Source organism: Butyrivibrio sp. MC2021, from assembly GCF_000621605.1.
Taxonomy (GTDB): Bacteria; Bacillota; Clostridia; order Lachnospirales; family Lachnospiraceae; genus Butyrivibrio.
Genome location: NZ_JHXX01000003.1, coordinates 150862 through 171017 on the forward strand (window position 1 = coordinate 150862; position 20156 = coordinate 171017).

Here is a 20156-nt window from a genome sequence, read left to right on the forward strand (position 1 = left end):
TCACCTTCTATGCCATCTTTGAGACATAAAATACCCGCAGCTTTTCATGCCGCGGGCTTTTTTATCCTTTGAAAGTGCTATGTTTTAGCAGCTTTTCACCATCCACATATTCAATAAACCTTTGCCACTATCTGCTGTTCATAAGTATTGTCATCCGGATCCGGTATATCTCTTAATTCCCCAACTTCATCTTTATTACAATACTTATAAGGTATATCAACATTATATAGAAGCTTCAGATTTCTGATAAACTGCTCGTACCTGAGGTCAAGATGTCCGATATCAACAGCATGGTATCCTTCCTTAAAAAGATCATAAGAAAGTGCTGTTGCAGTAGGTCCCAATGCCAACAGAATAAGCTTGTTCTTAGGCTGTTTCAACGCCTCAGTCATAATATCATCATATTTATCGACTGCGTTTTGAGATGGAGCAAGGATTCTCTCTATGGATCTGCAGTTATCAAAAAGGTCATTGCCTACACCCATCCTGGTGTACCTTCCCTCAATAAATACTACCTCCTTATCATTCCATATCTGCTTTATTTCACTGACATCAGTCTCTGAATTTATATCGCACATCAAAGCATCGGCATATATCTTCTCTTTTTTTAGTAAGCTTGCATGAAATCTTCTGACATCCGGCACCATATATGCCCTCACTCCATTAGCTGCTGCCTCCGGAAGATCCAGAAGATTACTGTAAAACGTAGGATTTAAGCCCACAAGAAATTCCTCGTCATCAGACTCAAGAGTTTCCTTTATTTTCTCACCTAGTCTTTTGGATACGTCCTGAAAATTCCACCTTTTCTCACCTGCTATAGCCGCAAATTCTCCATCTCCAAGTCTTCCAATTGACTTTCCCTCACTGACAAGACGCCTCGTCTCAGACGCAGAATAAAACCTCGGCTTAAAAACAGGAGAAACATAGTCAGGATCTGCTAATTCGTATGGTAAGCTAAGTATCTGTGACCTGTTCACATAAACTAAACTCTTTGTCTGTTCCAGTTCTTTACTAAGATTCTCTATATAGTCCATCATCTGTGCCATAATCTTGTTTGACTGAACTTGGCAATCGTTAAGTCTCGCATTTTCACTTATTAACTCATCCAAAATTCTTTTATAAGAATTATCCATATCCCATCCTCTTACAATGGATTAAAGCCTGATCCACTCTTTATTTTGCCATCTACATATTCTCCCATTGCCCCGCTTTCCAAAATCGATTTATAGAACAACTCGGGAGTAAGCTTTTCTCTATATCTCGGATTTCTGAATAAATCAGTTAATATCTGCTCTGTTTCCTGATACTTTTCAAATGAAGCTGCATCATAGCTGATAGCCAACCATTCTATGTCTTCTTTAGTAAGATCTGCAATATCTATAAAAAAATTAGTATTCCGGAATGATTTCCAGTTTCGTAGCTTATATTTACTCACATGCTTCATCGCTACCCATGTCCCATAGGTCTCAAATTCCGAAAAGCCCAATGACAGATTATCAGGTCCTACAGCTGATAAAATCTTTTCATAAAAATGATCACCAAAAAAACTAAGTCTTTCTATTTCAGATATTAACGCTTGCATAAGTTCAGTATCAAAAAGCATATGCTCAGAAATAAAAGAGTTCTCAATAACTTTGTCATATCCAAAAAGTCTTTCAAGAGTTAAAAAATAGCTATTTCGAAACTCAGGCTTCACATCCAGATATGGTTTATCATCGCTGCTAAACATATCAATTTTGCGAAGAGGAAGGGTATCAGAATCCCAACAAAGATAGTACTCCGACTCACAAATCTTACTGTATGCCATCTTAAGAAACTGTTGATAATACCAATTTACGGATGATGGTCTGATACTCTTATTTTCACTATCTAACTCATCATATATTTTTTTTACTGGAGAAAAGGGAACCAAGGAGACTTCGTCCAAGAAAAAAGTATTTGAGGCATCTAATATCCCATCAGCAATATCTTTATCAAGTTGTTCCTTTAAATTGGCCGGCCCAATAAAAGTAATGCTGCTAATAGGCAAATACTTAAAAAAATATGGTATAAATACTCTGGATCGAAGATAATCCGTAACAATTGTTGGAATAATGCATGGAAATCTTAAATCATTATTTGACATTATGCCTCCTAGTATTCGCACTCAAACAGACTGAAATAATGTAATAATATTGAATATATATCGTTATTGCGACTATAATAATTATAAAGTATAAGTTCATTCGTTACCATATATAAAGATATGTAAACCATAGAAATCATCAGAGAACACATTATGAGGATCTGCATGAACTACCAACAATACGAAAAATTATATCAAGCGAGCAAGCGTATAGATTTGCGAATTGTTCAATCTGTGCTTGAATCTGAATATACTCATATTAGAGATCTTATTGAGATTATCGAAGAAGTTCTTTCATCCAGTACAAAAGATCCGGATAAGTCATCATTAAATCCGTTCCAAAACATAATATCAATTGCTCTTGCCATGCCCAATGCTTGTGAGACCATAGATTCCGGTGTTGATTTTCTTTCATTAAAATCAAATCAATTTGATGATGAAATCTTCAAACTGGGAACAAGTATTAAAAATGCTATCGTCCATGTTTCAACGGAAACTTATGCAAATGCAGGAGATTATTTATTAGTAAAAAGCTTAAGACGGCTTATTGAAAAAAACTCCGGAAAGAAAAGTTGGATTAGGCTTAATCTTCAAAAAGAAGTAAATCCGGGAATAATAGAATCAATAAACCAAAGTAAGGCTCTTGTTATAGGTGGTGGAGGCCTTTTTCTAAAGGACACCAACAAAAATGAAATATCAGGATGGCAGTGGCCTATCTCACAAGAACTGATTCAGCAGATTAAGGTTCCTATATACGTATTAGGCGTAGGCTATAACAAATTCAGAAATCAGGAAGATTTTGAACCCTATTTCTATGAAAATATCACTGCTTTAGTTGAAAAATCCACCTTCTTCGGATTACGTAACCATGGTTCTGTTAACGCAGTGAAGGCTTTTCTTCCCAATCACCTTAAAGATAAAGTGCAATACTTCCCTTGCGCAACAACTGTAATGTCCAAGCTATTTGATATAGAGTTCAAAGAACCAGACAAGCCTATCATTGCAATAAACTGCGCCTTTGACAGGCAAATTCTTCGCTTTGGCAATCGAAAGGACTACATACTAAGTTCTATTGCCAAAACCGCCAAGGTTCTTTCGTCTGACTATGATATCCTGTGCTATCTTCACTGCGAACCAGATTCCGAAATGTGTTCTTATATGGATAATTATGAGGTTCCTTATGGAATAGTAAAATTATATGAATCCAGAGATGAAAAAGAAATGATAGAAGCATACAGCCTCCCCAGGCTGGTAATAGGCATGCGCGGCCATTCTCAGATGGTTGCCTTTGGCTGCGGAACTCCCACCCTGAGCATTATCAGTCACGATAAGATACAATGGTTCCTCGATGATATTGGCCATCCGGAGTGGGGAATTGATGTAAATGACAATCAGTTTGATGAGAAAATATTAGCCTGCGCCCAAAATATGCTTTCACATTCAACAGAGATGCGACAAGAAATATCACAGGCTCAAGACCAGCTTTGGAATATACTACAAACAGCACTTACTGAACATATCCATATCTCTGTAGATAAGGAGAACTCATGAACACTCAGCTTATAAATCAAATAAGTTCTATCTTGACTTATCTTCATCAAAGTGCCTCAATCATGTCTGAAGATGATTTAAGAAGTAGTGCCTCAAATGTCTATCATACTATTTCAAACTTATTCATGAATGATTCTGCACAAATAGACATAAATAGCCTAAGCGATCTTCTTTCCCGAGAAGATTTTGATATAAGTTCATTCTGTAGCACTGCCCAGGCTCTATTATTAGAATACTGTTGTCACACCTATACGGAAGACATGTCTTCATTAAGTCAAAACTATACTTTACTGCAAAGCAAATATAAAACTTTTGAGGCTCAATTGAATAATCTGACTGAGATCACTTTATGTCTAAGATACGTTCGTTCTGCGTATCATAAGAAATATGAAGTTGATTCCCCAATGTTTAAGGGAAGGGGCGTGGTATACACAGTAATCACCGGCGGATATGATAATATACTAGAACCTCTTTCAACAGAAGATTGCCTCGACTATGTCCTTATAACAGATGTTGCCCCCAGTAATTATCATGGAAAATGGCAGGTAAGAGTGATTGATAATCCTCAAAATCTTAGCTCACCACTTCTCTATCGCTGGGCAAAAACGCACCCCTTTGAACTATTTCCCGATTATGATTATTCCATATTTCTGGATGGGAAGTTACAACTTGCCGAAGAAAAGCTGACTGACTTTATCAGGCAGTATCGAAAAACCAGCAGCATGATATGCATGCATCACAACTGTTCAAATAACATCGAGTCTGAAGCCAATGCCATTGTAAGAAATAAAAAAGCCACCAGATCAGAACTTGACATGCAAATTGCCAGGTATAGGTCTGAAGGCTTTGTCGACGATATTTTAGTTGATGCAGCATTTTTATTAAGAGACCATCATGACCCCCTTCTAAAAAAAGTAATGGAAGATTGGTGGACTGAAATATGTACATACAATCACCACAGAGATCAGATGAGTTTTGGATATGTATGTTGGAAAAACAATTATAATTTTGATATCAACGACTTAATAGTGGTGCTAAATCCTTGGTGTGTTGCCAAGGTAGTACATTAATTTAATGCTCCAAGAAGGATTTTTTTCACATTTGCAAAATATCCTTCCTTCGAGTACTTACTAACCGAGTGTATACAGGTTTCCGGAGTCGCTATTTCCCTTTTCTTGGAATAAAGATCATCCAAAATTGATGCCAATCCCTGGGCATCTTCAAAATCAAAAAAATAACCATTTACAGAATCAGTCAAATAGTCTTTAACTCCCTGTGTTGGCGTGCTTATCAGCATTTTTCCTACCGAGAGTGCTTCCACTCCGGATATCATAAAGCCTTCATATTCTGATGCAGCTACTACAGCTATTGAATCCCTGATATATGGCAACGGATTATCTTTCCAACCAAGAAGCTTTACCTGTTTATCAAGCTTTAAGAGCTTTATCCAGCCCTCAACTTCATTTTTAATTTCACCATCACCAATAATGTTAAGATTCCACTTTGATCTGGCGCGATACATGGCTTCAAGAATAATATCTAATCTTTTTTCTTCTGCAAGACGACCAACATAAGAGATGGTATTCCCTTTAGGGATTTCATACGAAGGAATATCCTCATGGACAATAGGATTTCCAATATTATGTACCTTTGCATTTTGGTCAGCATCTAAAATTTCCTGAGCCATTGTGCTATTGATCACAAAGTGCTCATCAGCATGCAATATTTCTCTGACCCCGCCATGACCATAGTCTCTATACTTTTCAATTTCGCTGTGCACCCATGAAAAAACAGGCATGCTTAATCCATTGTGTTTTCTTACAGCATCACACACACTTGACATCATCGGTGAAACAGTAGCTATACATATATCAGGAGCACCAAGCTGATTTATCAGAAGAGAATATCCACTGGCACAGTAACTGGGATTCATATAGTCACCCTCTTCTTTTAAAAAATATGCCTTTTCATACCCATCCAGATAGCCTACTCCGGGAGTCATATGCATGACACGCAGATCAAAAGTATCATCATTTATATTTTGAGTCCAGGTGCGTATTACATCTTCAATGCCGCCCTCTCTGCCTCCTGTAGGACATACAATATCCACAACAATTTTCTCTTTGCTCATTATCAATAACCCTTCGTCACTATCCGGTGTCTATATCCTATACTCTCATAAGTTCAAAGAGCTCTTTACATATATACTCAGAGGCTTTTATCTTATTCATCGATAAATAATCATACTCCTCTTTAAATACTTCTTCTCTTGCATGCTTCATAGGGTCATTTCCTCTAAGGACCACATCATTTAAGAAACTTTCTATTCCCATATAGTCCTCGCCCGGTGTCCTATAATACGCATTAACCACCTTATCGCCTATAGGCAGAAAGGCCTGCTCGGGCCTTGTCAGATATAGAAGCGGCTTCTGAGTATATAAATACTCACCCAAAAAAGAACCGCTATCCATAATCATTGCATCCGATGTAGCAAATATGTCCAGATATCCTGCATCCTGTACCACTCTACAATTTGGCAGATCATTCCAATTTTGAAGGTAATCATCATATTCCCTATATGATTTAAAAAGTCCGTATGCAACAGAGGCAAATCTCAGATTTGGGTGAGGCTTCAGTATAAAACTCACACTATCCTTATATTTCTCAGCAAGAAACAGAAGGAACCAACAATTCTTTTGGAAAGTAGAAAAAAGAACATGCCCTGTATTTCCCACGCTAAAATGAGGAGCGATTATTACTCTTTTAACGCCAGAACTTTTTTTCCCTTTCGGAATCTTCCATAATGTGTTTATTTCTTCTTCACTCCATTCCTTTGGTGTATAGAAATAATCCATCTTGGAATAACCTGAAAATCTAACATTCTTACCCTTTATATATTGGTACTTTTGGTATCCCTCCAGGTTCTTGGCACAGTCACAATATACTCGCCACATCAGGCTAAATAATTCTTTATCATATACTGCATACTTAGCATAGCTGCCCTCTACGCCATTTGCCAAATACAGACCATATGGTATATATGCTACAAGACACTTTAATGGCAGATCTGTAAATCTCTGTCCTTGCGGTAATGAGTCATACCAAGAAGACGTTATGTATAGAACATCCGGAACATCTTGTAAATCTTGCCATTGAATATAACTATTGTTATCTTCCTTAAGCCCTTCAATAATTTTATATTGTCTGTCGATAAACCATTTTTTTACCTGAGAATAGGTATTAAGCCTGCTTTCTTCATCTCTGTCAACCATAGGAGAAACAATCACACCAACATTTATTCTTTGATCGTTCAAAATTGCATTATAAACATCTGCTGCCGGCCATTGTGCAGCAGAATAGCTCTGAAACAAGACATTTATCTTTTTACCGTTTATAGCTTTCTTTTTAAGTCTTCTTTCTGCAGATGATATGACCATGTCATAAATCTTCTCATACATCTCCTGTCCGCCATTCATCGTATGGGACAATTGAAACAAGGCCTCCATATGTTCCCAGCGATACTTATCGGGAATCTCGTCTCTCTGTAAATCTCCATTATCAATGCCGTTACACAGTTCATCAACAAGTTTAGAGCAATAGGTTAAATAATCCTCTGCCATTATTGGCCCCCTTATTGTTAGTATGTCTTTAATAGATTTAGTATTCGATCTTCGTAACAAAAATCACCAGCTATTTTTTCATATCCCTTTCCGGCAATTCTTTTTCGTAATTCATCATTGTTCAGATAAAACTCCGCCTTCTCCACAGCATCCTCCAACGAGGTATACATCACGCATTCCTCGCCATCTATGAAATACTCGTAAAGCTCAGACTGGTAGCTTGACAGAAGGAATCCCCCGCAGCCCATAACATCCAATGCCCTCAGGGGTATGCCGGATCTGTTGGCCTTTAGGACAGGACAAAGATTTATCTTACTTGCCGCAAAAACCTGTGGCATTTCTGTAAGGTAATTCACTGAGCCGCAGAAATCTACGTCAGGAAGCATGCTCTTTTCATCTTCAGTAAGCTTAAATGTATAAAGTTTAAGTTGATGCTTTTTTGACAAGATGCTAAGAAGCGTCATTCTCTCGAGATGTGTCACATAAGAAGCCACGGCCCAGCTGATTTCTTTTTTGGTCAGCTGCACAGCCGTTTCGGACAGGCTAAGATATCTGTCTCTGACACTCTGGGCAAATTCTTCCGTCACCACATCATCTACGATGTATCCGCCATAAAGCTGCAGCTGCACCTTCACCACGCCGTCAAGATATCCCCGCTGATACTCAGTCATATGGCTCATGAATGCCGGAAGCATGGACTCATAGAGCTTTCCCACAAAGGAAATCTCTGCGCCGTACTTGGCATAATCTGTCTTAACACTGCGGAGTCTCTCAGTGTTTACCGCAAGAGGCAGATAGTGAACGTTATCCAGCCCCATTTTCTTATAGGTCTCATAATCAGCCCTTGCAAAAAAGAAAATCGTATTACAGGAATACTCCATACATTCCGCAGTTGGAAGATTGGGCGGACTGTCAAAAAACCATGAAACGTACTTAAGATTATGCTTCTTACAAACCTTAGCAACTATTGGCCAGAAATTGGTAGTAAGGACAAGATCATAAGAGCCTTCCTTAAGATCCTTTTCCATCCTCTCAAAAAAAGCATCATCATTATACTTATCAACTTCCTTGTGATAGTTCACGTTATTGCACTTGTGCCCCATTTTCTGAAGAAAGTAAATAAGATCATGCTGTATATATGAATTAAGAAAATCATAAAGAAGAATATTCATATTTTCAGATCCCAATCAGGTGCTCAATAATATCCCTTACCGCGCCATCTCCGCCTCTCACATTAGAGATGTAATCGGCGATCGCGACAACCTGCGGCATCGCATTTTGTGGGCAGGCGCAGATTCCTGCTGCCTTCATTGCCTCGATGTCATTGATATCATCACCGATATATAAAACGTTCTTTGGATCAACACCGAACCTATCGCAAACAGCCTGCAAGCTCGCCACTTTGTCCTTTATTCCCATCTCGATAAAGTCCATGTGAAGCTTGTTCGCACGGCGTTTGTTGAGTTCCCTATTCTCTCCGGTTATTATTCCGGTGATTATTCCTTTATCATGGATTCTCGACAGCGCCATGCCATCCTTGGTATTGAATTTCTTCAGTTCATCCCCGTTCTCTGAATAGTACATTCCGCCGTCGGTAAGGCATCCGTCGCAGTCGGTGATCACCATCTTTATTTCCGGCATTGTATCTGCATTTTTTTGCTTTTCTCTTTTTCTCAAAAGAGCTTCTATAATAATAAAATCGTTTGGCTCATCTATCTCGAGAGCAGAGTCTTCGCCCATCTCATAGGCTCGTATTTTCCCTGAAAGCCTATTCTTCGAAGCCATCAGGCTCACTTTTGAGGTGATATAAAATGCGCCATTTTCCATAAGATATCCGTCAAATTCCTGGCGCCTTGGTCTATTCTTAAAGTCATAGTTTGATGCAGTTGCATAGCCCTTTTCATCCGCATCCCACAGAAATCTCTTTTGACGAACTACAGAAAGGACGCTGTCTGTTTCAGGCTTTTCAAAAAGCTCGAAGCCACCGTCAATATCGCAGCTCTCCAGCATGGGAGATGTGGCCTGCACCAGTACTATGTTCTCAAAATCATATTTTTCCGCAAATTCAAGCATGACTGATTCTGTAGATGCTGTATCAGAGGCATTTTCCGGGCTTCTGTCGATTACCACCGCTTTGCTGAAATCCTGATTTCCATTCTCAATTCCTTTCCGGGAAAACCGTTCAACGGCAGCTCGGATCTCAGCGCTGTCGGTAGCTATGTAGACTTTATCAATACATTTCGCCCCGCAGGCAGCAGCAACCGTCCAGTAAACCAGAGGCTGTCCGCAAATTTCTTTTATGTTTTTCAGAGGTATTGATTTACTCCCGCCTCGTACAGGGATAAATGCAACTGTTTCCATTATTTTTCCTCAACTCGTAGTTTTTTTCTAACCTGCAGTTCGTCCTCTTCCAGCTTCTTTTCGCCATCCCCAAGCATCAGCTTGATGTCACGGCAACGGCGATACAAAAGATACATGGCGTTGATCTCCAGGCTGGCCTTCTGATCCGTGCCCCACATGTCATGGGATAATGTGACATGCCTCTCGACAATGTCAGCTCCCAAAGTAACCGCTGCAACAGTGGGTTCCAGGTTCTGCTCGTGGCCGCTGTACCCCACCACGCATCCGTATCTCTTTTTCAGGGTCTGGATATATTTAAGATTCAGCTCATCTATGGGCGCCGGATATACAGAGTTAGTATGCAAAAGGGCAAAGTTTCCATTGCTGAACCTGTCGAGGAGGTCAACAGCTTTATCTAGCTCCTCCTGAGTGGACATGCCTGTGGACATGATAATAGGCTTTCCTGATGCGCAGGCCTTTTTTATCAGCTCTGTGCTTCCGTTGGTGGCGGATGCCAGCTTGATAAAGGGGATATCATAGTTCAACAAGAACTCAAGGCTCGGAATATCCCAGGGTGAAGCGGTCCAGGCAAGGGGCTTTTCTCTGCAGTATTTATCTATGTAGTCGTATTCCTCTTTGCCGAACTCGATGCGTTTTTTGTATTCCAGATAGGTCATTTCGCCCCAAGGCGTCGAGCGCATAACATTCTTCTGGCTCTCCGGAACAGCAATATCCGGTGTCCTCTTCTGGAATTTGACACAGTCCCAGCCAATGGCAAAAGAGGCATCGATAAGCCTTTTTGCCACACCAAGATCTCCGTTATGATTGATTCCTATCTCGGCGATGAAGTAAGGATCACAGCCATCGCCTACAAGTCTTCCGCCTAAATTGATCTGTTTTACCATAAGCCTAAGCCTCTGTACTTTTTACATCATTTTAAGAGCTTCACTTACTGTTATATTTTTCATGCCTTTGATATATGAACCGTCGGAAATATTCACTAATTCCGGGAGATTATCCGTACTTGCGATATACTTCTCAATCCAGTCATGGTAAGACGCGAGGGTACTTGCCGTCCTTACTTCGCCTCCGCTCGTGCTTTTCAGGATAATCTTTCCCTGCTCTGCTTCGACATCATTATTATCTGATATTCCGGACGCATGAAATTGGTTATAGGTATACGCAAGGTCCAGTCCTAAGCAGGTCACTTTCTTTGCCCCGAGCTTTACAGCCAGATCCAGTGCCAGAGTGGAAACAGAACCGCCGGTTTTATAAAGCGGGAGCTTCCTCTCCAATGCCGCTTTTTCTGATAATTCAAAGCCTTCCTGATATGTGATATATCTTTTCCCGTCAAAGAGCATTACGGTTTCATGACATGCAGTGGCAAGATATATCAGTCGTGTTTCATCATAATCAAAGGTGTGCATAAGCTGCTTTTTTGTAACAGGCAAACCATCTATAAGCACTATGAACTCAGGTTTTATCCCATTGTCCATAAGTTTTCCTGCTGAAGTCCCTACACAAAGAATAATGCTGTCTTCTGAGCAGTTCTGGAGAATTGGTATACAAGGTGAAAGAGACGGCCCTCCCGCAATCAGGAAGATTTCTTTTCCCTTAATCTCATTTGAAATGTCATTAACGTATGAATCTCCAAGTGCATTGTTTTGGGAAAAATTGTATGTCAGGAGCTGGAAATTCTCCTTAATCGGAAGCTGCAAAGACCTGTAAATGATGACTGATTCTTTATTATGGTCATCCATAGTTGACAATGTATCAGCCTTAGCCAGCAGACTTCCCTTGGATATGCTCTTTTCCAGGGATGGTTCTATTTTTATGGATAACCGCCCCGAAGCTAAATACTCAGATAAATCAATGTATGTAAGTACTGTTCTTACGAATGAAACATCAGCCTCATATATGGTAACAGTAATCCCATAGTTAACTTTTAGAAGGGCAATTGCTTCATAGATCATGCCCATTCCGGCAATGTCATATTTAAGCTTATCGTTTTGGCTGTAATACAAAGCATATTGAAGCGCATCAAGATAAGGGTGCAACAATCCCGTAAGATAGTGAATGTCTTCATTAGCATGTTCCTTGGTCCCAAAAGAAATATCGCCGGTATCTGCTAAAACAGGCACTACTTCATATGATCCTTTTTCATTACTTTTTTTACCGATTGCTTCAATTACATTTTTTTGCTCTGACTGCCTTAACGAATCAATATTCTTTTGCAGATAATTTATATCATCCCAGTCACATGCTTCCATCATTTTGAGAAGGCTCGTGCTCAACATAAAACTCATGTCGCCTTCAATAACATCTGCCAGCTGTGACATTTGGTTTTTCTGCTGATATGAAATAATGCGTTGCAGTATCGGTGCAATATTTTGCATCAGATCTTCAGGAACAGTACTTTCACCGCATAGCATCATGGTATTGATCAGGTCTGTCAGTCCGGCTGTTATCCGCTTGATACCGTCATAGGCAGCCACCATCCGCTCAATCCTGATACACAGTGCGCAATATGTACATTCATGCTGTAATTTGAGTATTTTATCTCTTTCTATCATTTTCCCTTTTCAGCCATATACTTTATCTCAGCCCATTTATCCACAACATAAAAGTCCAAATATCCTGTATTTGCCGAGAAAAAATTATCGACATTTTTTCCGGAATCAACCACGCTGATTCCGTCTAATGTGATGTCTTCATATTTTTCTTCCAAAAAATGATTAAGATATTTGATTTTTGCAGGATTAAATCCCATATATCTCACTGCCACCAAATCTGCCGCATACAGATCATCTGCAGCAATGAGAGTGTTTGCGTTCTTGCTTGTAGGACAAAACGGACCCTGACCCTCACCTGCAATAATGCCATCTATAACTGTAAAATAGCGTCTTTCCTTCTTTTTCATTCCCTGATAGAGATCCCCTACCATGCGCCAGATAGTATCATTTCCCGGCCAGGCGCCTCTGTGGGTGACAGTAGCTTTTTGTGCTTCATCATATGATTTTTTATCGGGATACTCATCTCCGTGTATCTCCGGATAGCCTACCTGCCAGTGAACCAGCTGGTTCTTGTTACAAATGCTGCCAACTAGTCCCTTAAGGTTCAGTGTAGCTCCAACCTTCTGGTGAGTCTTAAGTTTGGGAATAGAAATATACACATCTGCATCATATAGACTCTTTGCAAAGGTATATAGCTGTGTCTCTCCGGTATGAGAAGCAACAGTCTCTTCTCTTTCATCGAATACTCCCCTGAACCTCTGGGGATCTATGCCATACAACAGCGAATCCTTGCCCAGATTGACTTCTACTGTTCCTTCAGGATCACCATCATGTTTAACCATAAGATCTTTTTTGCCATAATTCTTCAGATCATCACAGACAAGGGGCCTTAAATCCACAATTCTTACAGGAACATCATACTTATCCTTTACTCTTTCTATTCTTGTGAATTCCATCAATTCCTGAAAATCCGCATCAATAGAAGGATTATCGCCAATTATGATTTCGCCTTTTCCCTGCAGCGCATCTGCAACGAAATCAGCCACAGCCTCAATAACTGCAGGATGCGTAATAACGCAATAAAGTGTATCTACATGAGGACAAGACTTGCGCCATCTGGATGCTACCCAGTTAGGTTTGATGAAGACTTTATCTCCCGGCTTCACCACCGCACTAAAAGGATTATCAGCAGGATACCCCAGATCAGCAAAACACTGCTTTAATGATGCCTTAACACTTTCAAGCCTGTAATTATCGCAGTGCTCAATTGCAACTTTTTTCATGATTATTCCGTCCTCCTATACTTGCTCCGCAGGTATGCATGTTTTTCCGCTATTAGTGCCGTAGCAATACCTACACGCTTCCATATATTTCATTTCATTTAGATAACTCAACAAATCTTCTTTAAGATTAACATTGCCCCTTACATAAACGACGTCCTTCGGCTTTGGAATGAATCCCTGAACCCTTGAAGCATTTATTGCTCTACTGCAATGCGCAATCTTGCCGTCCTCCAAAGTAGTACACATTTGAAATCTGCATTCTCTAAATCGCCTATCTACTATCAAATCATCATTTTCAGGCGTTACTTCTTTTCCTCCCATATAGCTCCAATTGTCTTGCCCTCCCGCAAAATGATACTCATAATATTCTATGTTTTTTTCTTTTAATATTTTTCTGAGAGAATCAGTTTCATGGCCAAATATAGCATAATTACTTATCCTTATAGTAATATTAAATCTTGCGATGAGATCAAGTACTGTCTCGGAAGGCACATGTAATCCGTTTGAAGCTATCATTATACTTCCTATATCTGAATTGTTTCCCAAAAAAGATAGCAACTTATCCAAATCTGTATATATAAGTGGTTCTCCACCTTGAATATTGAGTTCTCCGATTTTAAAGTGCTTTAAAATATTGGCTAAATCTGAAACAATGTAATTAACATCATATCTTAGATACTCTTTTTCGCTAAATGGAGCAAAATTACCACAATTCTTACATTTCAAATTACATGCCTGACCAACGCATAATACCATAAAAGGAATTACAGGCTTTTCCTTTTCCGGTGCAATGCTATTCCTACGAAAAATCATCAGATTACTGTTTTCATTTGATTGCCATATTGTCAGCCCATCGTCCATATCCAAAGCTTTACAACCATTTCCCAGCTCTCGAAATAAATTATTTCTCCAATCATCCGGTTGAACAATACAATAATAATCAGTTTCAATTACATTACTGATCATGATTGTTGCCCTTTCCTTACCTATTTTCCGTTCACCCGGAATAAAAGCTATTTTTTGCGGATATTTTCTCGAATAATCTTCCAATAATCTTTGTGTTCCGTCTACAGAGCAGTCATCATAAATAATAAGATAATCAGCAACATATTCTGATTCTCTTACCAATTCCTCAATGATGTTAGAGAGTATTCCAAAATCATTTTGTGTGATCATCACAATCGATAAAGCACTCATAGAACAATCCTTCCTTAAATCAGGTTCAAATATCTCTCAAGGCACCAGACCATCCACTTCTGGTCACCCTTCATATCTCTTGTGCAATGTGGAATGAATTCTTCCCTTTTAGGCCCTTCCCAATCCTTGAACCATTCATTAACCGGTCTTGGCATTGGGATTTTATCTGGCAGGGATTCTCCGGGATATAATTCCTTAAATAGTTCTCTTATCACATATTTTGTATCTCCGCTTCTGATTCGCGCATAGTCAATCGGGGTATCAAGATATGTTCTGGAATAGGGCCCAACAAACTCAATTCCCGCTGTATTGCAGGCATTGGTATATGTTCCCAGGGCTTCCTGCCTAAAATATGTATTGATAAAATCATGCCCGTCTATATGTCCATCAACTTCAAATTTCCTGTAAGGATCCAGAGGCATGATAAAGTCTCTCAAGACTTTATAGGGCATGACATAGGTATATCGATCTACAAATTCAGCATATAACCAATCCTTTTCAAGAAGTCCGTTCATGCCGCCATAGATAATATCTGCATTTTCACCCAGGATAAACTTGGTATAGCCCTGCTCCTTTGCCCTTTGGGCTGCCAAATATATCTGTGCTTCAATAGAATGAATAGGAGCATTCTTATGCTTCATACATTCATCTGCTGCGGGGACAATATCTTCCCAGTAGATATCGATAACCTCATGCTCAAGTCCATTCATTTCAGCCCATTTTTTCGCCATGGGACTTTCATCAATAACCTGAATCCCCGGTACTACACATCTGAATGTGTATGCCTTAGAGCCTTTGGGCATAAGTCTTGCAAGGATAGCTGAGTCAATACCGCCACTGAGGGCCAGAACTGCCTTCCCATCCTTACACGCTTCATCTACTCTTACCTTTAGTTCATTGTATAGATCACGGCTATTCTTTACCGGACTTCTCTCGAAACTGATATCCACCAGCTCGCATTTCTTATTATCGCTAAAGGAATATTTATCATCATAGACATATCTATACATCAAATATGAACTCATGCAGAATACTTTATCTGTAATCATTGTTCTTCCTCATAATTCAGATGTTTCTTTGTCTGAAATTCATCTATAGTCCAGCCTCTGACAGCCTTAAGCGCTTCTGAGATCTTGGTTGAAGATATGCCCTTGGTATATGGAAAGTACACTATTTTTATACCGGCCTCGGCAAATTCCTCATCATATTTTTTCCACTTTTCTGTGCCATACCAGTCGTCGCCGACAAACATGATTGAAGCACCAAGTTCTTTACAAACCTTTAGCTTGTCCATGTCGTATTGAGGCACAGCAGCATCCACATATTTACAGGATCTGACTATCTCAATGCGATCCTCAAAGGGAATCATGGCACGTTTTCCCTTATACATTACGAGTTCATCAACAGTAACTCCTACTACAAGCTTGTCGCAGAAGCCTTTTGCGTTTTTCAGAAGATTGAGATGGCCGATATGAAAAAGATCATATACTCCGGCAGTATAACCAATTATCATAGCGCTCCTTTCACGCATCACGCGTTTATAAGTTCATACACGTCATTGCAAATATACTCAGATGCTCCAATTCCATTGATTGATTTATAGTCATATTCCTCTTTAAATACTTTTTCTCTTTTCTCCTTCATGTAATCATTGCCTGAAATAACCACATTCTGAAGGAACTCCTCTATTTCAAGGTAATTTTCGCCCGGTGTCTTATAATAGACATCAACTACTTTTTCGCCGATAGGTAAAAAGGCCTGCTCCGGTCTTGTCAAATAAAGCAAGGGTTTTCCGGTATAAAGATATTCTCCAAGAAATGAACCGCTGTCCATTATCATTGCATCGGAGGTGTCAAACAGATCCAGATAACTTGCATCTTGAATTACTCTCGCATTTGACATACCTTCCCATTTCTCAATGTATTCATCGTATTCTTCATAGCTATTGAACAGCCCCGCTTTAACTGATGCTGTACGAAGAAGTGGATGTGGTTTAAAAACAAAACTGACCTCGTCCTTATATTTTTGTGCCAAATATAAGAAAAACCACAGATTTCTTCTGAAGGTTGAAAACAAAATCACGCCCTTGTCTATAACACTGTAGTGAGGTGCCACTATCACTTTTTTCACCGATTTAACAGCTATATTATCCGGAATCTTCCATATTTTTCTTATTTGGTCATCATTCCAGTTTCTCTTTTCATAGAAATAATCCATTTTGGCAAATCCGGAAAATCTTACGTTTTTTCCAGATAAATACTGGTATTTCTTGTATCCCTCAAGATTTTTGCTGCAGTCACAATAAACCCTCCACATAAGATTTATTGTATCTTTGTTGTATACCTTATTATCCGCATATTCGCCGTCCATACTGTTTGCCAGATAAAGCCCGTAAGGAATATATACCACAAGTGAATTAAGCGGAAGTGAAATAAACTGTTGATAATAAGGTAATTCTGTGTACCAGGAAGATGTTATGAAAACAATATCAGGGACCCCTCCGAAGTCTTCAAATCCGGGAAAACTACCGTCATTGTTAACGCCCTCATATATCCTGTAATCATTTTCTTTAAACCACTTCAAGGTCTGACTATAGGTATCTTCCCAGTGACCATCCCCCCTGCCCAAAACCGGAGAAACCAATAATCCTGTTTCTATCCTTTCATTTTCAGCAAATTCGTTATATACATCTACGGCTGGCCATTGGGCTGCAGAGTAACTTTGGAACATCATTTTGATTTTTTTATCCTGCTCTGCTTTTTTCCGAATACGTTTTTCAGAAGAAGCTATCACCATGTTATAGATAGCCGTGTACATTTTTTTACCTTCTTCTGAAACTTTGGAAAGGTAAAAAAGTGCAACTAAATGTTCCCATTTAAAACTGTCAGGAATATAATCTCCGGAAAAGCCTCCGGTTTCCGCCCCTTTTACCAGTTCACTCACAAGCTTTGAATAGTACGTGATTTTATCATCATCCATCGCTCACCTCTTGTGTTACCTTTGCCTTTTAGATATCCTTAGCCTTCACCAAATCAATAATCTGTTTAACCCTCACATCGAAGGTATGCTCTTTTTGTACTTTGTCGTGACCATTTTTCGCTATGGCCTTTCTTTCGTCCTCGTGGCTTAAATAATATTCAATCTTATTCAGGATATCTTTCCTGTTTTCATAGAAAACATAGTCCTCCCCAGGGACGAAGTGCCTGGCCAGATCCACCTGATAGTTGGACAAAAGAAATCCTCCCGCTCCGAGAATGTCATAACACCTGAGAGGGATAGCGTTCTGTATACTTCTAAGGGTAATGTTCAGATTAATCCTGCTTAGCTTAAATACATAGGGCATTTCAACAAAATAATCAGCCGCACCTTTATTTGTTATTCCCTTTGGACTGAATTCATTGTTTTCCGCGTAGGTATACAGGTTAAGTGGATATTTCTCACCTATCATAGTGAGAATCTCCCGGCGCTCTAAAATGGTTGCCTGACGATTAATTATATAGTTTGCGTAGAGATACTCTCTGGTCTCAGCACTGTCTTCATGAGGAAAAATATTACTTGCCTTCTGAATCTCGTCTACAATTTCAGGCCTTAGAGCTTCCTCGATTATATTTACTCCATCCACTTGGAGCTGTCCTCTTATCATTCCATCGATATATCCAAGGGTATATGGGGATATTTTCCCGGCAATCTCGTCGTAGTACCTTTTTCGCTCTGTGTAGAGCGATCCCACAAAAGCTATATCCGCACTGTACTTTGAAATAGTTTCGTCATCCGGGATCATAGCATCAAGCCTTCTGGTGGATGCCGCCAAAGGCAAATATTCTACTGTTTTTATTCCACCTTTCCAGAATATTTCAAACTGCTTGGAATCAAACATCAGGACGATGTTGCACTTATTTATCACATGATAGGAATAAAGTAATATCTCGGGATTGTCATAAATCCAGGATACGTATTTTATACCTGCTTCATTGCATACTTTTGAAACTACCGGAAGAAAATTGAAAGAAAATACAAAATCAGGAGAATGTTCCTTTAATATTCCCGGAAACTCTTCCTCAAATTCCGGAAAACTTCTTGCGGATTCCTCAGTATAGTCAAATAAATACCTGAGTATATGCAGGTGTTCCCCATCCTCATCCACATACTCCTGAAAAGCTTCCAACATATCTCTGTTAGCAAAAAATATAGGTATGTCCAGATACAATAGTTTCATATGCTTTTTCCTTTAGTTCCCAACTATATCCAGAATTTCTTCAAGCCTTAATCTATATGTATGATTTGCCTTTATCTTCTCATAACCGGATTTTGCGATTCTGTTTCGTTCCTCTTCATGGGTCAGGTAGTACTCGATCTTATCCATCAAATCCTTCCTGCTCTCGAAATATACATAATCCTCAAAGGGTTCAAAGAAATGAAGGAAATCCTCCTGATAATTGGTGAGGAGGAAACCTCCACAGCCCATAATGTCCATGCATCTGAGCGGGATTCCTCTTTGAATGCTCCTTAAAGTAATATTCAAATTTATATCTGTATTCTTGAAGATGTAAGGCATCTCCTTGTAATAATCCACTTTCCCACGGTTATTTATGCCTTTAGGCTTAAAGTTTTTATCCCCTGTAAACAGATTTACAGAATACTTTTCACCTATCATAGTCAGCATTTCCGTTCTCTCAAGGGCTGTTATCTTCCTGTCTATAACATAATTTGAATAGATATAATCATAGGTCTCAACACCGTCATAGTTGGGCTTGGCGTCTAATGCATCCACCATCTCCTTCATGACATTTTCCGGGATTGAGCCCTCCACAATACTGGCCCCGTTTATCTCCATCTGTGCCCGCATTAGGCCATTTATATATCCTTTACTATAGTCAGAGAGTTTATCCTCTATCTGATCATAGTAGTTATGGCCTTCAGTGTAGAGATTTCCAACAAATGCCAGCTCACCACCCCATTTTTTTCTGAAAACATCAGACTTTTCAAACCTGTCATACCGCTCTACAGCTGCTGCCATCGGGAGGTAATAGACGGTTTTTATCCCCTGATTCGCAAAAACTTCATACATCTGGGAATCAAATAGAAATACATAATTGCATGGATTTATAAGAGTAAATGAATACAGATTTATAGCGGGATTGTCATATACCCAGGAAACATATTTAATTCCTACTTCATTGCATACCCCAGAAACAATCGGAAAGAAGTTAAAGGACATGACAAAATCCGGACTTTTCTTTTGAAGGTCCGTTTTGAATTTCTCTGCGAACTGTTTATCATCGCGCTCTATATGATTGTCATAAGGATACAGCTCTATATGAATATCCCTGCCGGAAGCCTTTAGTTCTTCAATAGCTGACAGGATGTCCAGATTCCCATAGCTGTTCCAATCCAGAAAAAGAATTTTCATAGTATCCAAATCCGCCTGATTTTATAGTAATCCTATAATAATTGTATCACATAAACGTTATGTCATGTTCGTTTTATAGTGTATAATGTTATTAATTAAGAATATTATCAAAGTATG

17 protein-coding genes are annotated in these 20156 nt (G+C 39.3%); 2 read left to right on the forward strand and 15 right to left on the reverse strand.

Translation table 11 applies throughout. The annotated features are described in order from the left end of the window. Positions 1-110: 110 nt before the first annotated feature. Both T359_RS19855 and T359_RS0108725 read right to left on the reverse strand, forming a co-directional pair. Positions 111-1133 carry a GT-D fold domain-containing glycosyltransferase gene (locus T359_RS19855; protein WP_026517134.1) on the reverse strand — a complete coding sequence of 341 codons (1023 nt, stop codon included), beginning with the start codon at positions 1131-1133 and terminating at the stop codon, positions 111-113. A gap of 11 nt (positions 1134-1144) precedes the next feature. Then, positions 1145-2125: a DUF6492 family protein gene (locus tag T359_RS0108725; RefSeq protein ID WP_026517135.1), complete on the reverse strand. Its 981-nt coding sequence runs from the start codon at positions 2123-2125 to the stop codon at positions 1145-1147. A 165-nt stretch (positions 2126-2290) separates the two neighbouring features. Here T359_RS0108725 and T359_RS19860 point away from each other — a divergent pair, with 165 nt between their 5' ends. Continuing rightward, positions 2291-3676, forward strand: coding sequence for a polysaccharide pyruvyl transferase family protein (locus tag T359_RS19860; RefSeq protein WP_051545174.1), 1386 nt, complete (start codon positions 2291-2293; stop codon positions 3674-3676). Then, positions 3673-4746: a glycosyltransferase domain-containing protein gene (locus T359_RS0108735; RefSeq protein WP_026517136.1), complete on the forward strand. Its 1074-nt coding sequence runs from the start codon at positions 3673-3675 to the stop codon at positions 4744-4746. Before T359_RS19860 ends, T359_RS0108735 begins: the two co-directional genes overlap by 4 nt. On the opposite strand, the gene T359_RS0108740 is transcribed toward T359_RS0108735, so the two are convergent. Genes T359_RS0108740 through T359_RS0108800 form a run of 13 tightly spaced genes read right to left on the reverse strand, consistent with a single transcriptional unit; the run spans position 4743 to position 20039 of the window. Continuing rightward, on the reverse strand, positions 4743-5807 hold the full coding sequence (locus tag T359_RS0108740; protein WP_026517137.1) for a glycosyltransferase: 1065 nt from the start codon (positions 5805-5807) through the stop codon (positions 4743-4745). The genes T359_RS0108735 and T359_RS0108740 overlap by 4 nt on opposite strands. Before the next feature lie 37 nt (positions 5808-5844). Then, entirely contained in the window at positions 5845-7296 is a 1452-nt protein-coding gene (locus T359_RS0108745) for a hypothetical protein (protein ID WP_026517138.1), read from the reverse strand. Between the two features lie 17 nt (positions 7297-7313). Next, the gene (locus tag T359_RS0108750) at positions 7314-8468 is read right to left on the reverse strand and encodes a CgeB family protein (RefSeq protein WP_155840062.1); all 1155 of its coding nucleotides are present in this window, start codon (positions 8466-8468) and stop codon (positions 7314-7316) included. 4 nt (positions 8469-8472) lie between these two features. Continuing rightward, positions 8473-9657 (reverse strand): N-acylneuraminate cytidylyltransferase, encoded by a 1185-nt coding sequence (locus tag T359_RS0108755; protein ID WP_026517140.1) that lies wholly within the window; start codon positions 9655-9657, stop codon positions 8473-8475. Continuing rightward, the gene (locus T359_RS0108760; RefSeq protein ID WP_026517141.1) at positions 9657-10541 is read right to left on the reverse strand and encodes an N-acetylneuraminate synthase family protein; all 885 of its coding nucleotides are present in this window, start codon (positions 10539-10541) and stop codon (positions 9657-9659) included. Before T359_RS0108760 ends, T359_RS0108755 begins: the two co-directional genes overlap by 1 nt. Positions 10542-10562: 21 nt before the next feature. Next, a complete protein-coding gene (locus T359_RS0108765) occupies positions 10563-12209 on the reverse strand; it encodes a motility associated factor glycosyltransferase family protein (protein ID WP_026517142.1) in 1647 nt (548 codons plus the stop codon). Then, complete coding sequence (locus T359_RS0108770) at positions 12206-13432, reverse strand: DUF362 domain-containing protein (protein WP_026517143.1); 1227 nt, start codon at positions 13430-13432, stop codon at positions 12206-12208. The genes T359_RS0108765 and T359_RS0108770 overlap by 4 nt, the downstream gene beginning before the upstream one ends. Positions 13433-13447: 15 nt before the next feature. Continuing rightward, a complete protein-coding gene (locus T359_RS0108775) occupies positions 13448-14629 on the reverse strand; it encodes a radical SAM protein (RefSeq protein ID WP_026517144.1) in 1182 nt (393 codons plus the stop codon). A gap of 14 nt (positions 14630-14643) precedes the next feature. Next, positions 14644-15678, reverse strand: coding sequence for an asparagine synthase-related protein (locus T359_RS0108780; protein ID WP_026517145.1), 1035 nt, complete (start codon positions 15676-15678; stop codon positions 14644-14646). Then, complete coding sequence (locus T359_RS0108785) at positions 15675-16142, reverse strand: adenylyltransferase/cytidyltransferase family protein (RefSeq protein ID WP_026517146.1); 468 nt, start codon at positions 16140-16142, stop codon at positions 15675-15677. Before T359_RS0108785 ends, T359_RS0108780 begins: the two co-directional genes overlap by 4 nt. A gap of 17 nt (positions 16143-16159) precedes the next feature. Then, entirely contained in the window at positions 16160-17608 is a 1449-nt protein-coding gene (locus T359_RS0108790) for a CDP-glycerol glycerophosphotransferase family protein (protein ID WP_026517147.1), read from the reverse strand. A gap of 28 nt (positions 17609-17636) precedes the next feature. Beyond that, entirely contained in the window at positions 17637-18845 is a 1209-nt protein-coding gene (locus T359_RS0108795; protein ID WP_026517148.1) for a CgeB family protein, read from the reverse strand. Positions 18846-18857: 12 nt separating this feature from the next. Continuing rightward, positions 18858-20039, reverse strand: coding sequence for a CgeB family protein (locus tag T359_RS0108800; RefSeq protein WP_026517149.1), 1182 nt, complete (start codon positions 20037-20039; stop codon positions 18858-18860). Positions 20040-20156 lie beyond the last annotated feature (117 nt).

What these genes read in the sequence shown, in the direction of transcription:
- T359_RS19855 (WP_026517134.1), bottom strand. Translation starts at nt 1,133, where the DNA reads ATGGATAATTCTTATAAAAGAATTTTGGATGAGTTAATAAGTGAAAAT.
- T359_RS0108725 (WP_026517135.1), bottom strand. Translation starts at nt 2,125, where the DNA reads ATGTCAAATAATGATTTAAGATTTCCATGCATTATTCCAACAATTGTT.
- T359_RS19860 (WP_051545174.1), top strand. Translation starts at nt 2,291, where the DNA reads ATGAACTACCAACAATACGAAAAATTATATCAAGCGAGCAAGCGTATA.
- T359_RS0108735 (WP_026517136.1), top strand. Translation starts at nt 3,673, where the DNA reads ATGAACACTCAGCTTATAAATCAAATAAGTTCTATCTTGACTTATCTT.
- T359_RS0108740 (WP_026517137.1), bottom strand. Translation starts at nt 5,807, where the DNA reads ATGAGCAAAGAGAAAATTGTTGTGGATATTGTATGTCCTACAGGAGGC.
- T359_RS0108745 (WP_026517138.1), bottom strand. Translation starts at nt 7,296, where the DNA reads ATGGCAGAGGATTATTTAACCTATTGCTCTAAACTTGTTGATGAACTG.
- T359_RS0108750 (WP_155840062.1), bottom strand. Translation starts at nt 8,468, where the DNA reads ATGAATATTCTTCTTTATGATTTTCTTAATTCATATATACAGCATGAT.
- T359_RS0108755 (WP_026517140.1), bottom strand. Translation starts at nt 9,657, where the DNA reads ATGGAAACAGTTGCATTTATCCCTGTACGAGGCGGGAGTAAATCAATA.
- T359_RS0108760 (WP_026517141.1), bottom strand. Translation starts at nt 10,541, where the DNA reads ATGGTAAAACAGATCAATTTAGGCGGAAGACTTGTAGGCGATGGCTGT.
- T359_RS0108765 (WP_026517142.1), bottom strand. Translation starts at nt 12,209, where the DNA reads ATGATAGAAAGAGATAAAATACTCAAATTACAGCATGAATGTACATAT.
- T359_RS0108770 (WP_026517143.1), bottom strand. Translation starts at nt 13,432, where the DNA reads ATGAAAAAAGTTGCAATTGAGCACTGCGATAATTACAGGCTTGAAAGT.
- T359_RS0108775 (WP_026517144.1), bottom strand. Translation starts at nt 14,629, where the DNA reads ATGAGTGCTTTATCGATTGTGATGATCACACAAAATGATTTTGGAATA.
- T359_RS0108780 (WP_026517145.1), bottom strand. Translation starts at nt 15,678, where the DNA reads ATGATTACAGATAAAGTATTCTGCATGAGTTCATATTTGATGTATAGA.
- T359_RS0108785 (WP_026517146.1), bottom strand. Translation starts at nt 16,142, where the DNA reads ATGATAATTGGTTATACTGCCGGAGTATATGATCTTTTTCATATCGGC.
- T359_RS0108790 (WP_026517147.1), bottom strand. Translation starts at nt 17,608, where the DNA reads ATGGATGATGATAAAATCACGTACTATTCAAAGCTTGTGAGTGAACTG.
- T359_RS0108795 (WP_026517148.1), bottom strand. Translation starts at nt 18,845, where the DNA reads ATGAAACTATTGTATCTGGACATACCTATATTTTTTGCTAACAGAGAT.
- T359_RS0108800 (WP_026517149.1), bottom strand. Translation starts at nt 20,039, where the DNA reads ATGAAAATTCTTTTTCTGGATTGGAACAGCTATGGGAATCTGGACATC.